The sequence below is a fragment of the Streptomyces sp. NPDC015139 genome, from assembly GCF_043079785.1.
Classification (GTDB): domain Bacteria; phylum Actinomycetota; class Actinomycetes; order Streptomycetales; family Streptomycetaceae; genus Streptomyces; species Streptomyces albidocamelliae.
The window spans coordinates 1-15624 of sequence record NZ_JBIBUW010000003.1; the positions used below are offsets into that span (position 1 = coordinate 1).

14 protein-coding genes are annotated in these 15624 nt (G+C 72.9%); 5 read left to right on the forward strand and 9 right to left on the reverse strand.

Annotated features, from left to right (window positions below):
* Positions 1-172 precede the first annotated feature (172 nt).
* The 4 genes from ACF08B_RS08750 to ACF08B_RS08765 all read right to left on the reverse strand — a co-directional run bounded on the left by ACF08B_RS08750 (position 173) and on the right by ACF08B_RS08765 (position 5029).
* Positions 173-1393, reverse strand: coding sequence for an MFS transporter (locus ACF08B_RS08750; RefSeq protein ID WP_392316707.1), 1221 nt, complete (start codon positions 1391-1393; stop codon positions 173-175).
* Positions 1394-1502: 109 nt separating this feature from the next.
* Positions 1503-2552 (reverse strand): endonuclease/exonuclease/phosphatase family protein, encoded by a 1050-nt coding sequence (locus ACF08B_RS08755; RefSeq protein WP_392316708.1) that lies wholly within the window; start codon positions 2550-2552, stop codon positions 1503-1505.
* 186 nt (positions 2553-2738) lie between these two features.
* Positions 2739-3368: a TetR/AcrR family transcriptional regulator gene (locus tag ACF08B_RS08760; RefSeq protein ID WP_392316709.1), complete on the reverse strand. Its 630-nt coding sequence runs from the start codon at positions 3366-3368 to the stop codon at positions 2739-2741.
* A 74-nt stretch (positions 3369-3442) separates the two neighbouring features.
* A complete protein-coding gene (locus tag ACF08B_RS08765) occupies positions 3443-5029 on the reverse strand; it encodes an MFS transporter (protein WP_392316710.1) in 1587 nt (528 codons plus the stop codon).
* 192 nt (positions 5030-5221) lie between these two features.
* Here ACF08B_RS08765 and panB point away from each other — a divergent pair, with 192 nt between their 5' ends.
* The 3 genes from panB (at position 5222) to ACF08B_RS08780 (ending at position 8109) form a co-directional block, all read left to right on the forward strand.
* Positions 5222-6088, forward strand: a complete 867-nt coding sequence (gene panB / locus ACF08B_RS08770) for a 3-methyl-2-oxobutanoate hydroxymethyltransferase (RefSeq protein WP_093478119.1) — start codon at positions 5222-5224, stop codon at positions 6086-6088.
* Between the two features lie 168 nt (positions 6089-6256).
* Complete coding sequence (locus ACF08B_RS08775; RefSeq protein WP_176985741.1) at positions 6257-7282, forward strand: ATP-binding cassette domain-containing protein; 1026 nt, start codon at positions 6257-6259, stop codon at positions 7280-7282.
* A complete protein-coding gene (locus ACF08B_RS08780) occupies positions 7279-8109 on the forward strand; it encodes an ABC transporter permease (protein WP_392316711.1) in 831 nt (276 codons plus the stop codon). Before ACF08B_RS08775 ends, ACF08B_RS08780 begins: the two co-directional genes overlap by 4 nt.
* A gap of 13 nt (positions 8110-8122) precedes the next feature.
* Here ACF08B_RS08780 and ACF08B_RS08785 read toward each other — a convergent pair whose 3' ends face one another.
* Both ACF08B_RS08785 and ACF08B_RS08790 read right to left on the reverse strand, forming a co-directional pair.
* Complete coding sequence (locus ACF08B_RS08785) at positions 8123-11386, reverse strand: BTAD domain-containing putative transcriptional regulator (protein ID WP_392316712.1); 3264 nt, start codon at positions 11384-11386, stop codon at positions 8123-8125.
* Between the two features lie 14 nt (positions 11387-11400).
* Complete coding sequence (locus ACF08B_RS08790) at positions 11401-11913, reverse strand: DUF6578 domain-containing protein (RefSeq protein ID WP_392316713.1); 513 nt, start codon at positions 11911-11913, stop codon at positions 11401-11403.
* Positions 11914-12020: 107 nt separating this feature from the next.
* Here ACF08B_RS08790 and ACF08B_RS08795 point away from each other — a divergent pair, with 107 nt between their 5' ends.
* Positions 12021-12821 carry a site-2 protease family protein gene (locus tag ACF08B_RS08795; RefSeq protein WP_392316714.1) on the forward strand — a complete coding sequence of 267 codons (801 nt, stop codon included), beginning with the start codon at positions 12021-12023 and terminating at the stop codon, positions 12819-12821.
* Here ACF08B_RS08795 and ACF08B_RS08800 read toward each other — a convergent pair.
* The 3 genes from ACF08B_RS08800 to ACF08B_RS08810 are packed head-to-tail and all read right to left on the reverse strand — an operon-like array spanning position 12811 to position 14891.
* Positions 12811-13050, reverse strand: a complete 240-nt coding sequence (locus ACF08B_RS08800; RefSeq protein WP_392316715.1) for a hypothetical protein — start codon at positions 13048-13050, stop codon at positions 12811-12813. The two genes, ACF08B_RS08795 and ACF08B_RS08800, sit on opposite strands and share 11 nt — an antisense overlap.
* 24 nt (positions 13051-13074) lie before the next feature.
* Positions 13075-13779, reverse strand: coding sequence for an NADPH-dependent F420 reductase (gene npdG, locus ACF08B_RS08805; protein ID WP_392316716.1), 705 nt, complete (start codon positions 13777-13779; stop codon positions 13075-13077).
* Positions 13780-13817: 38 nt separating this feature from the next.
* The gene (locus tag ACF08B_RS08810) at positions 13818-14891 is read right to left on the reverse strand and encodes an exo-alpha-sialidase (protein ID WP_392316717.1); all 1074 of its coding nucleotides are present in this window, start codon (positions 14889-14891) and stop codon (positions 13818-13820) included.
* A 109-nt stretch (positions 14892-15000) separates the two neighbouring features.
* Here ACF08B_RS08810 and ACF08B_RS08815 point away from each other — a divergent pair, with 109 nt between their 5' ends.
* Entirely contained in the window at positions 15001-15597 is a 597-nt protein-coding gene (locus tag ACF08B_RS08815; RefSeq protein ID WP_392316718.1) for a hypothetical protein, read from the forward strand.
* Positions 15598-15624: the final 27 nt, after the last annotated feature.

A 15624-nucleotide genomic window follows, 5' to 3' on the forward strand; every position in this document is an offset into this window, starting at 1 on the left:
GGGGTGGGGGGGGTGCTGGGCTCCCCCGGGGGGCGGGGGGGGGGCGCGCGCGCGGGGGGGGGGGGCCCCGCCCCCCCCCCCCCGCGGGGCGGGGGGGGGGGGGGGGGGCGGGGGGGGGGGGGGGGGGGGGCGGCCCCCCCCACGCCCCTTCGTCATGCCGGGCACCCCCGTGTCAGGGGCGCAACGCCCCCGACTCCTCCGGCAGATGCGAGGTGACGACCCGCCCCGCCGACGCCGGCGCGGACTGGCGGCGGCGGTCGACCGCGTGGGCCACGCCCGCCACGCCCAGGCCCAGGACGGCCAGCACGGCGCCCGCGAGGGCCGGCGAGGTGACGTCGAAGCCGGCCGCGAGGGCGAGGCCGCCGATCCAGGCGCCGCCGGCGTTCGCGAGGTTGAAGGCGGCCTGGTTGGCGGAGGAGGCGAGGGACGGAGCCGCGGCGGCCTTCTCCATCACCGTCAGCTGCAACGGCGAACCGGTGACGAACGCCGCCGTGCCGAGGAGGGTCACGGCGACGGCCGCGCTCCACTCCGCGCGCATCAGCAGCGGGAAGAGGGCCAGGACCGCGGCCAGGGAGACCAGGCCGCCGAAGAGCGTGCCCCGCAGGGAGTGGTCGGCGAGACGGCCGCCCAGGAGGTTGCCCGCGGTGGCCCCCACGCCGAAGAGCGCGAGGAGCAGCGTCACATTCCCCTCCGCGAAGCCGGCGGAGTCCGTCAGCATCGGGGCGACGTAGCTGTAGGCGGCGAAGAGCGCGCCGAAGCCCGCCACGGTGGTGCCGAGGGCCAGCCAGACCGGCAAGGAGGTGAGGGCCGCCAGTTCGCCGCGCAGGCCGGTCGCGGGGGCCTGGGTGTGGTCGTGCGGAATGAGCAGGGCGAGCGAGGCGATCGCGGCGAGCCCGATCACGCTCACGCCGAGGAACGTGGCCCGCCAGCCGAGGTGCTGGCCCATCAGGGTGGCGGCGGGCACTCCCGCAATGTTGGCGACGGTCAGGCCGAGGAACATCAGGGACACCGAGCGGGCCTTGCGCTCCGGCGGCACCATCGCGGTCGCGACGACCGCGCCCACGCCGAAGAAGGCGCCGTGGGGCAGGCCGCTGAGGAAGCGGGCGGCCAGCAGGGAGCCGTTGCCGGGGGCGAACGCCGAGAGCGCGTTGCCGACGACGAACAGGACCATCAGGCCGATGAGGACCGTGCGGCGGGGCATGCGGGCCGTGACCGCGGCCAGCAGCGGGGCGCCGATGACGACGCCCAGTGCGTAGGCCGAGACGAGGTGCCCGGCGGCGGGGATCGAGATGTGCAGGTCGTCCGCGACATCGGGCAGCAGGCCCATCATCACGAACTCGGTGGTACCGATGCCGAAGGCGCCCACGGCGAGGGCGAGCAGGGCCAGGGGCATGAAGGGACCTCTCAGAGCGACAGTGCCGTACGGGGTGCGAGACGCGGTTCGAGTCTCGCAGTAAGTTCCCCGACGGAACAAATGCGCGCAGGCCCGGTATTCCAGCGGGTTACGAGCCTGTGTCCAGCTTCACACGGGCAGCCACCGGCAAGTGGTCGCTGCCCGTGCGCGGAAGCGTCCAGGAGCTCTCCGGCTCCACGCCCTTGACCATGATCTGGTCGATCCGCGCCATCGGGAACGAGGCCGGCCAGCTGAACCCGAAGCCGCTGCCCGCCGCGCCCTGCGTGGAGCGCAGCTGGGAGGTGACGGCGTTGAGCGAGCGGTCGTTCATCGTGCCGTTGAGGTCGCCGAGCAGGACGACCCGCGGCAGCCGCTCGTCGGCGATGGCCTCACCGAGCGCGTCGGCGCTCTTGTCGCGCTGCCGCGCCGTGAACCCGGCCTTCATCTTCACCCGCACCGAGGGCATGTGCGCCACGTAGACCGCGACCGGGCCCCGCGGGGTGGCGACGGTGGCACGCATCGCGCGCTTCCAGCCGAGCTTGATGTCCACGGCCCGTACGTCGGTCATCGGGTACTTGCTCCACAGCCCGACCGTGCCGACGACCGCGTGGTGCCGGTAGGTCCCCGCGAGCGCCTTCTCGTAGACGGGCAGGGCGGAGGCGGGCAGCTCCTCCAGGGCGAGGAGGTCGGCGCCGGACGCGGCCACGTCGGTGGCGGTCGCGGCCGGATCGGGGTTGTCCGCGTTGACGTTGTGGGTGGCCACCATGAGGTCGCCGCCGCTCGCCGTCTTGCCGGTGAGCAGCCCGCCGAAGAGGTTCAGCCACACGATCGCCGGGAGCAGGAGCGCGATGAGGGCGGTCGCCGACTTCCGGACCAGGGCCAGCACCAGCAGCACCGGCACGGCCACGCCGAGCCAGGGCAGGAAGGTCTCGGTGAGGGAGCCGAGGTTCCCCACCCGGTTGGGGATGCGGGAGTGCACCAGCATCACGAGGGCGAGCAGCAGGGCGAGCACGGCGAGGACGATGCCCCGCCGCCAGATCCGTGGATCGCCGCGCCACCCGTGCAGCAGCCTGTGCGCGAGGCGCCGAAGCCGGGATCCTGGTCGCTCGGGCCCCGAGCCGCCGTTGTCCGTCTCCGTCATGTACGCCTGCTGCGCCATACCGTCTGCCTCACTGCCTGCCGTGCACACCGTCCGCCCCCGTGCTCTTCCGACCCTAGGGGATGATCGGCTCCGTTCCGCCGTCCCGTGACGGCCGTACGGAAGACGATGACGAACGAAGCGGGGCCGGGAGTTCCGGTCACCCCCGTGGCACGCGTGGTCTGTGACGAAACGCGCACATTGATGCTACGAGGCTGTCGAGCTGACGGGTCGTAGGCCCGCGAGGACCGTGTCGACGATCCGCTCCGCGAGATCCTCGGGGAGTTCGCCGTCGGGACGCATGATGGTGCGCACCAGCATGGGGCCGCTGAACAGGTCGTTGGCCAGTTCCAGGTCGATGTCCGGCCGCAGTTCGCCGTTCTCCTGCCCGCGGCGCAGCACTTGCAGAGAGAGCGCGCGCCGGGGCGCGACGACACCGGCGTGATAGGCGGCCCAGATCTTCGGGCTGGACTTCATCTGGGCGTACACGTTGTGCAGGATGGCCGACGTGCGGCTCCTGAGTCCGCGCTGGCGCAGCGACTCCAAGAGGACGACGAGGTCGTCGCGCATGGAGGTGCCGGGCAGTTCGGGGTCGGGGGGTTCGGCGGCGCGCAGGACGTCGACGAACAGCTCCTCCTTGCCGCTCCAGCGGCGGTAGATGGTGGCCTTGCCGACGCCGGCCGTGCGGGCGACGCGCTCGATGGAGACCTCGGCGAGGGGCACGCCCTCCTCCAGGAGCTTCATCACGCCTTCCAGGATGGCGTGTTCCACGGCCTCACTGCGCGGTCGGCCCCGCGCGGGTGTGACCGGTCGCGTCCGGCCGTCGGCAAGGCTCACTCGATCCGTCCTCTCGATGGGCTGCGGGAATTGTCCCGCAGCCTCCTCCTTCCCCCGTGGAACCGCACCGGTGCTCAGTCCGCTGCGGCGACCAACTCCGATTCCTTCTCGCCCTTCTGACCGGCCGGCGGCTTGCCCGGCAGGAACAGGGCGGTCACCACGGCGCCGATCAGCGCGACGCCCGTGCCGCACAGGGCGGTGATGTGCATGGCGTGCAGGAAGGCGTCGTTGGCGGGGGTGATCAGGGCCCTGCCCTGCGGGCCGAGCCTGGCGGCGACGCCGAGGGTGGCCTCGATGGACTCGCCGGCGGTGTCGCGCAGGCCGGCCGGCAGCGCGCCGAGCTTGCCCTCGATGCCGTTGCGGTACGCGGTGGCGAGCACCGAGCCGAGGACGGCGATGCCGAGGGCGCCGCCGACCTGGCGGAAGGTGTTGCTGAGCGCGGAGGCGGAGCCGGCCTTCTCGCGCGGCAGGGCCTGCATGATGACGACCGAGGTCGGCGTCATGATGTGCGCCATGCCGGTGCCCATGAGGAAGAAGACGACCTCCAGCAGCCAGATCGGGGTGTCCGCCTCGAAGGTGGCGAACACGGCCAGGGTGGCCGCGATCAGCAGCAGGCCCGCCGTGGTGGTGGCCTTGTTGCCGAACCGCTCGACCAGCAGCCGGGCGCGCGGTGCGAAGATCAGCTGGGCGAGGGCGAGCGGCAGCATCAGCACGCCGGACTCCAGCGGGGAGTAGCCGCGCACGCTCTGGGTGTAGAAGACGCCGAAGAACGTGACGCCCATCAGCGCGAAGAAGACCAGCGCGATGGCGCTCATGGCGGCCGAGAAGACCTTGTTCTTGAAGTAGGTGACGTCCAGCGACGGGTGGTCGCTGCGCTTCTCGTAGACCACGAACGCGGCCAGGACGAGGAGTCCGGCGACGATCGTGGCGAGCACCTTGGCGTCGGTGAAGTCGGCCAGCTCGCCGCCCTTGATGATGCCGTAGACCAGCAGCACCAGGCCGACGACGGAGAGGACCACGCCGATCGGGTCCAGGCGGCCGGGGCTGGGGTCGCGGGAGTCGGGCACCAGCCAGGTCATCAGCACCAGCGCGACGATCACGATCGGCACGTTGACGAAGAAGACCGAGCCCCACCAGAAGTGGTCGAGGAGCGCACCGCCGGTGATCGGGCCGATGGCGATGGCGAGGCCGACACCGCCGGCCCAGATGCCGATGGCCTTGGGCTGCTCGTCGCGCTCGAAGACGTTCATGAGCACGGCGAGGGTGGCGGGCATGACGAAGGCGGCGCCGAGCGCCATCAGCGCACGGAAGGCGATCAGCTGCCCCGGGGAGCCGGACTCGGCGGCGAGCGCGGAGCCGATGCCGAACACGGCGATGCCGCCGAGCAGCACCTTCTTGCGGCCGACACGGTCGCCGACGAGTCCGGCGGTGAACAGCAGGCCGGCGAAGACGAGGGTGTAGGCGTTGATCGCCCACTCGATCTCGCTCTGGGTGGCGCCGAGGCCGATCGGCGCGGGGGTGGAGATGGTCTTGATGGCGACGTTCAGGATGGAGTTGTCGAGCACCACGATCAGCAGGCTCAGCATCAACACGCCGAGGATCGCCCAGCGGCGCCGGTGCACCGCTTCCGGTATCCGGGAGGCAGGGACGGGACTTGTCATGCGTCCGAGCCTAGGACCATTTCGATACGGAACCGTCTCGTATCTTATTTTCTTTACCAAGGTCTTACACGATTCCGGCCATGGGCGGGGATCACAGGGCCCCCTCTGGTCGTGACTGGCACGAGGTGCCACCATGGAGAGGATCCGGGGACGCCGTGAGGGCGCCTCGAGATGACTGAAGGAGCCGTTGCCATGACGCAGCTTTCGGCTGCCCAGAACAAGCCTTCCGACGGCAGCAAGGCGCTGTACGGGGGGAAGGGCACTCGCCGCATCACCGTCCGCGACATCGCCCTCGCCAAGGAACGTGGCGAGAAGTGGCCCATGCTCACCGCCTACGACGCGATGACCGCGTCCGTCTTCGACGAGTCCGGGATCCCGGTGATCCTCGTCGGTGACTCGGCGGGCAACTGTCACCTCGGGTACGAGACCACCGTGCCCGTCACCCTCGACGAGATGACCATGCTCTCGGCCGCCGTCGTACGCGGCACGACCCGCTCGCTGATCGTCGGCGACCTGCCCTTCGGCTCCTACCAGGAGGGCCCGGTGCAGGCGCTGCGCTCGGCGACCCGGCTGGTGAAGGAGGCCGGCGTCGGGGCGGTCAAGCTGGAGGGCGGCGAGCGCTCGCACGAGCAGATCCGGCTGCTGGTGGAGTCCGGCATCCCGGTGATGGCCCACATCGGCCTGACCCCGCAGTCCGTCAACGCGATGGGCTACCGCGTGCAGGGCCGGGGCGAGGAGGCGGCGCAGCAGCTGCTGCGCGACGCCAAGGCCGTGCAGGACGCGGGCGCGTTCGCGGTCGTGCTGGAGCTGGTGCCGGCGGAGCTGGCCGCCGAGGTGACGCGCGTGCTGCACATCCCGACGGTGGGCATCGGCGCCGGTTCCGAGACGGACGCGCAGGTCCTCGTGTGGACCGACATGCTGGGGCTGACCTCCGGCCGGGTGCCGAAGTTCGTCAAGAAGTACGCGAACCTGCGCGAGGTCATGGGGAACGCGGTCAAGGAGTTCGCCGAGGACGTCGTCGGCGGCACGTTCCCGCTGGAGGAGCACTCCGTCCACTAGACCACTGCGGCAACACCGCCGGCAGCCCGTCGATCTTCCCCCGTCGACGGGCTGCCGCCTTTTCCGGGGCGGGTCCGCGGGCCCGTCCGCAACCCTGTCGGCGGGCTGTCGGTGGGGTGTCGGCCGGCTGTCGGCGGTTTGTCGGCGGGCCCTGGCACCGTCTTCGGCATGACGCGAATCGATGACAACCCCGCCGGCGAGCGCCCCGCCGTGACCGTACGGGGGCTGGTCAAGCACTACGGCGAGACCAAGGCGCTGGACGGAGTCGACCTGGACGTCCGGCAGGGCACCGTGATGGGTGTGCTCGGACCGAACGGCGCCGGCAAGACCACCCTCGTGCGCATCCTGTCCACCCTGATCACCCCCGACGCCGGAGAGGCCGTCGTGGCCGGCTACGACGTCGTACGCCAGCCCCGGCAGCTGCGCCGGGTGATAGGCCTGACCGGCCAGTACGCCTCCGTGGACGAGAAGCTGCCCGGCTGGGAGAACCTCTACCTGATCGGCCGGCTGCTGGACCTGTCCCGCAAGGACGCCCGGCTGCGCGCCGACGAACTGCTGGAGCGGTTCTCCCTCACCGAGGCCGCCAGGCGCCCGGCGAGCACGTACTCCGGCGGTATGCGGCGGCGGCTGGACCTCGCCGCCTCCATGATCGGCCGGCCCGCCGTGCTGTACCTGGACGAGCCGACCACCGGGCTCGACCCCCGCACCCGCAACGAGGTGTGGGACGAGGTGAAGGCGATGGTCGGCGACGGCGTCACCGTGCTGCTCACCACCCAGTACATGGAGGAGGCCGAGCAGCTCGCCTCCGAACTCACCGTCGTGGACCGCGGCAAGGTCATCGCCAAGGGCGGCATCGAGGAGCTGAAGGCCCGCGTCGGCGGCCGCACCCTCAGGGTGCGCCCGGTGGACCCGCTCCAGCTGCGGCCGCTCGCCGGGATGCTGGACGAGCTGGGCATCACCGGCCTCGCGACCACCACCGTGGACAACGAGACCGGGACGCTGCTGGTGCCGATCCTCAGCGACGAGCAACTGACCGCCGTGGTCGGCGCGGTCACCGCGCGCGGCATCACGCTCTCCTCCATCACCACCGAACTGCCCAGCCTGGACGAGGTGTTCCTGTCCCTCACCGGCCACCGCGCCAGTGCCCCGCAGGACGCCGCGCCCGCCGAAGACCGCCAGGAGGTCGCCGTATGAGCACCGCCACCCTGTCCCCGGCCGCCGCGGCCACCGCGAAGGCCGACACGCCGATCCCGCTGCGGGCCCATCTGCGGCACACCGGCGCGCTGATCCGCCGCAACCTGCTGTGGATCCGGCAGGACCCGGAGTCGATGTTCGACGCCATCCTGTTCCCGGTCGTCTTCACCCTGCTGTTCGTGTACGTCTTCGGCGGCTCCATCGGGCAGTCGCTGGGCGGCGGCCAGGAGCGGTACGTCCAGTACGTCATCCCCGGCCTCATGGCCATGATGGGCATGAACATGGCCCAGGGCGTGGGCACCGGCTTCAACCAGGACTTCAACTCCGGTGTCATGGACCGCTTCCGCTCGCTGCCCATCGGGCGCGGCTCCGTCCTCTTCGCGAAGATCGCGGTGGAGATGATGCGGATGCTGTTCGCGACCTGCGTGCTGATGCTGGTCGCCGTCCTCGTGGGCTACGACATCAAGCACTGGGCCGGTCTGCTGGCCTCGATCGGCCTGTCCGCGGTGTTCGGCTCGGCGCTGATGTGGGTGTTCCTGACCCTCGGCGTGATGATGAAGAGCGCGCAGTCGGTGCAGGCCATGGGCTTCCTCGTGCTGATGCCGCTCCAGTTCGGCTCGTCGATCTTCGCGCCGACCGCGTCGATGCCGGGCTGGCTCCAGTCGTTCACCGACTACAACCCGCTGTCCGCCCTGGCCGACACCGCGCGCGGACTGATGGAGGGCGGCCCGGTCGCCCACGACCTCTGGGTCACCCTCATCTGGTCGGTGGGACTCACCGCGGTCATGGCTCCGGTCGCGATCCACAAGTTCCGCACCAAGGCCTGACCGGCCGGGACGGTCAGATCAGGGCGGTGGCCTCCGCGAGGGAGAGGCCACCGCCCTCGGCGTACGCGGCCTCGTACGCGGGGCCGTCGAGTTCCTCCCGGATCCGGGCCTCGGTCATGTCGTACAGCCGGCGCTCGACCCCGGACAGCCCGTGGCCGGGCGGCAGGAAACGCTCGGCGGCGGCCAGGCAGCGGGCCGCGTCGGCGGCCCGGACGCCCCCGTCGACGCGGGCCAGGGCCATCGCGGCGATCGTGAGGCAGATGGAGTTCATGTGCGGGGTGATGGCCTCGGACAGCGGGTCGGTGGCGAGCCGGAGCGCCTTGCGCACCCGGGGCAGCGCCTCCTCGCTCCGGTCGTCGAGGGCGTCCAGCCAGGCCTCCTGACCGAGGATGATCGCGTCGAACACGACGAAGTGCGCGATCTTGAACTCCTCGCGCATCAACCGGAGTTGCTCCCGCCCTTCGTCGATCCGCCCGGTCAGGCCGAGCCAGCAGGCGAGGAACAACCGAGCGGCGGGCATCGCCTCGTTGTGGATGCTGTCCTGGCTGGCGATGACCTCGCGCAGCAGGCGCTCGCCGCGCTCCAGCTCGCCCGACTCCATGAGCACGCTGCCCAGGCGGGAGCGCAGCACGGCCATCTGGGCGCGCGCGCCGAGGCGTTCGGCGTGGTCGATGGCCTCCTGGTAGTCGGCGGCGGCCTCGCGGAAGGCACCCTTGCGTTCGCGGGCCTCCCCGCGGGCGGACAGCGCCTCCGCGGTGCCCCAGTCGTCGCCGAGGCGGCGGTACATCCGCAGGGCCTCGTCCGCGTCCCGGGTGGCGTCGCCGGCCCAGGCGGTGCGGTTGGCGAGGAGGTTGGCCCGCATCTGCAGGGCGCCGGCCAGCTCCCACTCGTAGCCCGCGGTGTCCCGGCAGGTCCGCACGGCGGCGTCGATGATGACCCGCAGCCGTTCCAGGCCGTTGGTCAGCATCTCGGCGAAGAACCACAGCATGCCCGGGGCCCGGCAGGTCTGCGGCAGGCCCGGCTCGTAGACCTGGGTGATGACGCGGAGCCTGGCCTTCGCCTCGGGGGTCTGCCAGGCCTCCATCTCGGTGTCCATCATGGCGAGATGGGCCAGGTGGACACCGCGCCGGGCCTCCAGCAGGACCTCGCCCTCGTAGGGCGGCGGGGTGTCGGTGACGCGCCGCCACACCGGGCGGGCGCGCCGGACGGGTTCGGTGAACGGGTCCGGGCCGAGCGGCATCACCTCCTTGCACCAGGCGCGCACTTCGAGGCGCTGGTCGCGCATCTGCCAGAACCACTGGAGGGACAGTGTCAGGCACAGCGCCTCCTGCTCGTCGCGCAGGGCGACGGCGTGCCGCAGGGCGGTGCGCAGGTTCTCGTACTCCGTCTGGATCCGGTCGATGGCGGTGCGCTGCTCGGGGCCGCGCAGCAACGGGTCGGTGGTGCGGGCGAGTTCGCGGTAGTACGTGAGGTGGGCGCGCTCGGCACCGGTGCGCTGCCCGGCCTCGTCGAGCCGTTCGGAGGCGTACTCGGCGACGGTCTCCAGGAGCCGGTAGCGCATCCCGCCCCGGGCCATGGGGGCGGCCACCACGAGGGACTTGTCGACCAGGGAGCCGAGCGCGTCCAGGGCGACCGGGCCGCACACGGCCTCGGCGGCGGCGAGGTCGCAGCCACCGGCGAAGACGGACAGCCGGGCGAGCACCTCGCGTTCGTCCGCGTCCAGCAGGTCCCAGGACCAGTCCACGACGGCGCGGAGGGTCTGCTGGCGGGGCAGCAGGGTGCGGCTGCCGGAGGTGAGGAGCCGGAAGCGGTCGTCGAGCCGGTCGGCTATCTGCCGGGGGGTGAGCATGCGGAAGCGGGCCGCCGCGAGTTCGATGGCGAGGGGCAGTCCGTCGAGGCGCCGGCAGATCTCGGCGCACGCCTCGGGGTCGTCCTCGACGAGGAATCCGGGCCGGGCAGCCGCTCCGCGCTCGGCGAGCAGCCGCAGCGCGACGGGCTCGGGCAGCGGCTCCACGGGGCGCACCAGCTCACCGGGTACCCCGAGGGGTTCGCGGCTGGTGGCGAGGACGGTCAGGTCGGGGCAGCGGGCCAGCAGCCGCTCGGTCAGCCGCGCGGCGGCCTCGACGACGTGCTCGCAGTTGTCGAGGATGATCAGCATCCGGCGGCGGGCGCAGTGCTCCACGAGCCGTTCGAGGGGGTCGTCGTGCCGGTCGGAGACGGCGCGCATGGTGTCGGCGCCCGCGCCGTGCAGCACGGTCTCGCGGGCGCCGATCGCGGTGAGCACGGCCTGCGCCACGGCCTCCGGATCGTCCACGGGCGCGAGCTCGGCCAGCCACACGCCGTCCCGGACGGTGTGCCGCACCGCCTCGGCGGCCTCCTGGGAGAGCCGGGTCTTCCCGGCGCCGCCGGGCCCGAGCAGGGTGACGAGGCGGGCCGCGGCGAGGTCGGCGCCGATGGCCTCGATGTCGGCTTCCCGGCCGACGAAGGAGGTGAGGCGGGCGGGCAGGTTGCCGGGCCGCGCACCCGGTGCCGCGGCCGGCTCGGGGGGCGTCTCGTTCAGCAACTCGGTGTGCAGCGCGCGCAGTTCGGGTCCGGGGTCGGAGCCGAGCCGGTCCGCGAGCAGCCGTCGTACGTCCTCGTAGCCGGCGAGTGCCTGGGCCGGGCGGCCGGCGTCCCGCAGGGCGCGCAGCCGCAGCGCCTGCAGCGGCTCGTCCAGCGGGTGGCCGTCGCACAGGGCGGTCAGCTCGGGCAGTGACTGTTCGGCCTGCCCGAGGGCGAGGGCGGCCGTGTGCCGGGCGCGCAGGGCGTCGAGGCGGCGGGTCTCCCAGCGGGCCGCCTCGGCGGTGTGGCCGGGCAGGTCGGCGAGGACCGGGCCCTGCCACAGGGCGAGGGCGTCGTCGAGGACGACGGCGGCCTTGGCGGGGTCGTCGTCGGCGAGGGCGCGCAGGCCGTCGCCGGTCAGCCGGTCGAAGCGGGTGAGGTCGACGTCGTCGGGCGCGGCGGTGAGCCGGTAGCCGCCGTCCACGGAGGCGACGGCGTCCGCGCCGAGGACCCGCCGCAGCCGGCCGACGAGCGCCTGGAGCGCGCCGCCGGCGTCGGCGGGCGGGTCGGTGTCCCACACCTCGTCGACCAGGACGGTGACCGGGACGGTCCGTCCGGCCCGCAGCGCGAGCACGCTCAGCAGGGCACGCAGACGTGCCCCGCCGACCGGGACGGGCGTGCCGTCGGGGCGGACGGCCTGGGTGGTGCCGAGCAGGCGATAGCGCACGGGGTCCATTGTCTCCGGAGCGGTCAGGGGCGGTCACCGGGTTCGACCGGCGTGGCGTCGGGTGCCGGCCGGGGGAGGTCCACGGATCCCGTGGCGTCGAGTGTGACGAGGGCGCCCACGGTACGGCGGACCCGGTACGGCACCTGCCGCGGCGGCGGCTCCTCGTCCTCCTCGAACCACGTGGGGCAGGCGTCGACGGGCTCCAGCGTCCGGCCGTCGGGGACCTCCTCCAGGCGGCGCCCGGCGGGCCGCAGGACCAGCGTGCCGGGTTCCGGCTCGGGGTGGTCGACGGCGAGCGGATCGTGCCGGGCCAGGAACTCCTGGTGCACCAGCTCGATGGCGTGCACGCGGCCGGTGGTCGCCCGGTCGGGGCCGCCGTGGTTCTCCACCCACGCCTCGGCGCCGTGCCCGGCGTTCCGGCGGCGGTCCCTCCTGCCGTAGGGCACCAGCCGCCACGCGACCTCGTCGCCCACCGCGAACGGTGTGCCGCAGCATTCCATCTGCCAGTCCTCGTAGAACACCCTCATCCGTGGCATCCCTTCACCTTCCAGGAACCGGGCGGCCACCGCGAGACGTTTTCCCCATGTGTCCGCGGCCGGTACGGTCGCAGTCCCCGATCGTCCCCGCCCGGACAGGAGCTCCCATGACCACCGCCACCACCCGCCACGGCGAGCGACGGGTCAGCCCCGTGTTCGTGGGGATCCTGGCCGTGACGGCGGTGACCGGCTGGGCCACGTGGACGGGGTTCGCCGCGCAGCCGGGCATCGCGGTGTTCCTGTTCGTGACCGCGGCCTGGATCGTCTCCCTGTGCCTGCACGAGTACGCGCACGCGCGCACGGCCCTGCACAGCGGGGACATCACGGTCGGCGCGAAGGGCTACCTCACGCTGAACCCGCTGAAGTACACGCACGCGCTGCTGAGCATCGTGCTGCCGGTGCTGTTCGTGATCATGGGCGGTATCGGTCTGCCGGGCGGTGCGGTGTTCATCGAGCGCGGCCGCATCCGGGGCCGCTGGCGGCACAGCCTGATCTCGGCGGCGGGCCCGCTGACGAACGTCCTGTTCGCGGTGGTGTGCACGGCGCCGTTCTGGCTGCACGCGCTGGACGGCGTCCCGCGCGAGTTCCGGTACGCGCTGGCGTTCCTCGCGCTGCTCCAGGTGACGGCGGCGATCCTGAACTTCCTGCCGGTCCCGGGCCTGGACGGCTACGGCGTGATCGAGCCGTGGCTCTCGTACCAGGTGAAGCGGCAGGTGGAGCCGTTCGCGCCGTTCGGTCTGCTGTTCGTGTTCGCGCTGCTGTGGGTGCCGTCGGTCAACAGCGCGTTCTTCGACGTGATCGACACGATCCTGCGCGGGCTGGGCATCGACGTGCTCGACCAGTACTGCGGGCAGGAGCTCTACCGCTTCTGGCAGGGCACCCCGGAGATCTGCACGCTCAGCGGGTGACCGAGCCGCCCTGCCCACCGGCCCGGCCCCGCTTCACGTAGTACCAGGTCATGTTGGACGACAGGCCCGCCAGCAGCACCCAGACGATCCCCAGCCAGCTGCCCTGGACGAACGAGACGACCGCCGCGGCCACGGCCAGGACGCAGACGGCGAGGGTGTAGAGGGCGATGCGGGGCATGGGGCTCGGCTCCTTGCGGGGGACACTGCTTCGACGACCAGTGTCCCCCATGCCCCCCGATGCCCCGCCCGTGGCTCACACGTCGGTGACGCGGAGCCCGGCGTGCGCCTTGTACCGGCGGTTGACGGAGATCAGGTTGGCCACCAGCGACTCGACCTGGTGGGCGTTGCGCAGCCGGCCCGCGAAGACGCCGCGCATGCCGGGGACGCGCCCGGCGAGCGCCTGCACGATCTCCACGTCGGCGCGCTCCTCGCCGAGCACCATCACGTCGGTGTCGATCCGCTCGATCTCCGGGTCCTGGAGCAGGACGGCCGACAGGTGGTGGAAGGCGGCGGCGACCCGCGAGTCCGGCAGCAGGGCCGCGGCCTGCTCGGCGGCGCTGCCCTCCTCCGGCTTGAGCGCGTAGGCGCCCTTCTTGTCGAAGCCGAGCGGGTTGACGCAGTCCACGACGAGCTTGCCGGCCAGCTCCTCGCGCAGCGACTTCAGGGTGTCGCCGTGGCCGTCCCACGGCACGGCGACGATCACGATGTCGCTGCGGCGCGCGGTCTCGGCGTTGTCGGCGCCCTCGACACCGTGGCCGAGCTCGTCGGCGGCGGCCCGGGCGCGCTCGGCGGCCCGGGAGCCGATGATCACCTTCTGGCCGGCCCGGGCGAGCCGGAACGCGAGGCCCTTGCCCTGCGGTCCGGTGCCGCCCAGCACGCCGACGACGTACCCGGAGACGTCGGGCAGGTCCCAGGGGTCCTTGGCGGGGGCCTTCTGTGCGCTGTCGCTAGAGGTCATGGGCCCGACTCTACGTCCGCGTCCGGGCCCGTACCGGGTCAGGTCAGCCGGTGCACGGGGACCCGGCGGAAGGTGATCGTCTCGTAGGCGCCGAAGTCTCCCGTCTCGTACAGGAGCCCGACCGTGTCCCGGTCGACGCGGACCAGGTCGGAGTAGGCGGCGGGCAGCCCGTCGACGGTGAGCGCCGGGCGCCAGGTGGTGCCGCCGTCGGTGGAGGCGCGCAGGGTCATCAGGGCGCGGGCGGCGGGGTCGGCCGGGCCGGAGAACAGCAGCAGGTCGGGGTCGCGGAGCTGGAGGACGGAGGCCTCGCAGACCGGGGCGGCGAGGCCGGCCTGCGGACGGAAGGGCTTGACGAGGGTCCTGCCGCCGTCCCGGGAGTGGGCGTCGGCGCGGTTGCCGGGCGCGGGAGAGTCGTTGCGGGTGTTGAAGTAGACACGGCCGTCGGGGAGTTCGGCGGCGGTGGTCTCGTTGACGTTGACGTAGCCGTCGGTGTTCTCGTCCAGGTAGCCGAGGTACCAGCTCGCGCCGCGGTCGTCGCTGAGCAGGCAGTGGCCGCTGTTGTACTTCGCCTCCGCGCCGGTGTCGGTGCCGGTGGGCGGCAGGGTGTGGTTGGCCGGGACGAGGACGCGGCCGGAACGCAGCTGGAGCGCGTGCCCGGGGGTGGTGGCGTACCAGCGCCAGCCGGGCTTCTTCACACGGGCGGTGATCTCCCTGGGCGCGGACCAGGTGACGCCGTCGTCGTCGCTGTGCCGCACCCAGACCCGGCGTCCGTCGGCGTCCTTCACCTGTCCGCGCAGGATGGCGGCCTCGGTGGCGCCGGCCGCGGCCCGGACGTGCACGAGCAGGACGCGGCCGGTGTCCAGGACGACCGGAGCGGGGTTGCCGGCGAGGTTCCGGCCGTTGCTCGCGGCGACCCGCAACGGGCCCCAGGTGCGGCCGCCGTCGGTGGAGCGCTTCAGCACGATGTCGATGTGCCCGTGGTCGGCGGCGGAGTCCACACGGCCCTCGCAGAAGGCGAGGAGGGTCCCGGCGCCGGTGGCGACGACCGCGGGGATGCGGAAGCTCGCGTATCCCTCGCGGCCCGCGCGGAAGGGGACGGTCACGTCGGTCATCGGACGGCTCCTCATAGGTACGGCAACGGTCCGTCCCCCATCCCCGGGTCGGGCGAATTCGGGGTGAACTCCGCGTCACGAATGGCCGGTTGCGGCAGTATGCGGTCACATGGACGCCGTACGGGTCGCGTTGCTGCGGGAAGTGCTGGCCGGAACCGAGTGGCTGGGCGCCACCCGGCGGTTCGCGGGGGTGCTGCGCGGATCGGTGGTCGCGCACGGCGGTGGGCTGCTGCTGGTGGGCACGCCCGACCACGAGCCCTGGCACCTGGCGGCGCACCTGGTGGACGAGGCGGCCTGGTCGGGCACGCCCGAGCTGGCGCCCACGCTCGTGCGCCAGCGCGCACGTCCGTCGGACCCCGCGCACCTGGCGGTCGGGCCGGGCCGGATCGCGGCGGCGCGGCGCGGGGAGACCCTGCTGGTCGTGGCACCCGAGGAGCCGGCCGCGCTGCTGGAGCGGGTGCACGACGCCCGGCGGGCCGGGGTGACGGTGCTGGCGCTGGGCGCGGGCGGCGGCGAGCTCGCGGCGATGGCGCACGACACGCTGGCCGTGCCGGAGGGCGCGGAACTGGACCTGGACACCGTGCAGCACCTGGTCAGCGCGGCGGCGGGCGAGAACGCGGGCTCCCCGCGGCCCGGCCGGGGCCTGCGCGACCGGCTGTCGCGGTTGGCGGAGATCCTGACGGCCCCGCCGCCCGCCCCCTGGTGACGGTCCCGGGCCCCGGTGCGGGGAAAA

Bases quoted from the DNA above. Each gene is read 5' to 3' on its own strand.
- ACF08B_RS08750 (WP_392316707.1), bottom strand. From the start codon at position 1,393: ATGCCCCTGGCCCTGCTCGCCCTCGCCGTGGGCGCCTTCGGCATCGGT.
- ACF08B_RS08755 (WP_392316708.1), bottom strand. From the start codon at position 2,552: ATGGCGCAGCAGGCGTACATGACGGAGACGGACAACGGCGGCTCGGGG.
- ACF08B_RS08765 (WP_392316710.1), bottom strand. From the start codon at position 5,029: ATGACAAGTCCCGTCCCTGCCTCCCGGATACCGGAAGCGGTGCACCGG.
- panB (WP_093478119.1), top strand. From the start codon at position 5,222: ATGACGCAGCTTTCGGCTGCCCAGAACAAGCCTTCCGACGGCAGCAAG.
- ACF08B_RS08775 (WP_176985741.1), top strand. From the start codon at position 6,257: ATGACGCGAATCGATGACAACCCCGCCGGCGAGCGCCCCGCCGTGACC.
- ACF08B_RS08780 (WP_392316711.1), top strand. From the start codon at position 7,279: ATGAGCACCGCCACCCTGTCCCCGGCCGCCGCGGCCACCGCGAAGGCC.
- ACF08B_RS08785 (WP_392316712.1), bottom strand. From the start codon at position 11,386: ATGGACCCCGTGCGCTATCGCCTGCTCGGCACCACCCAGGCCGTCCGC.
- ACF08B_RS08790 (WP_392316713.1), bottom strand. From the start codon at position 11,913: ATGCCACGGATGAGGGTGTTCTACGAGGACTGGCAGATGGAATGCTGC.
- ACF08B_RS08795 (WP_392316714.1), top strand. From the start codon at position 12,021: ATGACCACCGCCACCACCCGCCACGGCGAGCGACGGGTCAGCCCCGTG.
- ACF08B_RS08800 (WP_392316715.1), bottom strand. From the start codon at position 13,050: ATGGGGGACACTGGTCGTCGAAGCAGTGTCCCCCGCAAGGAGCCGAGC.
- npdG (WP_392316716.1), bottom strand. From the start codon at position 13,779: ATGACCTCTAGCGACAGCGCACAGAAGGCCCCCGCCAAGGACCCCTGG.
- ACF08B_RS08810 (WP_392316717.1), bottom strand. From the start codon at position 14,891: ATGACCGACGTGACCGTCCCCTTCCGCGCGGGCCGCGAGGGATACGCG.
- ACF08B_RS08815 (WP_392316718.1), top strand. From the start codon at position 15,001: ATGGACGCCGTACGGGTCGCGTTGCTGCGGGAAGTGCTGGCCGGAACC.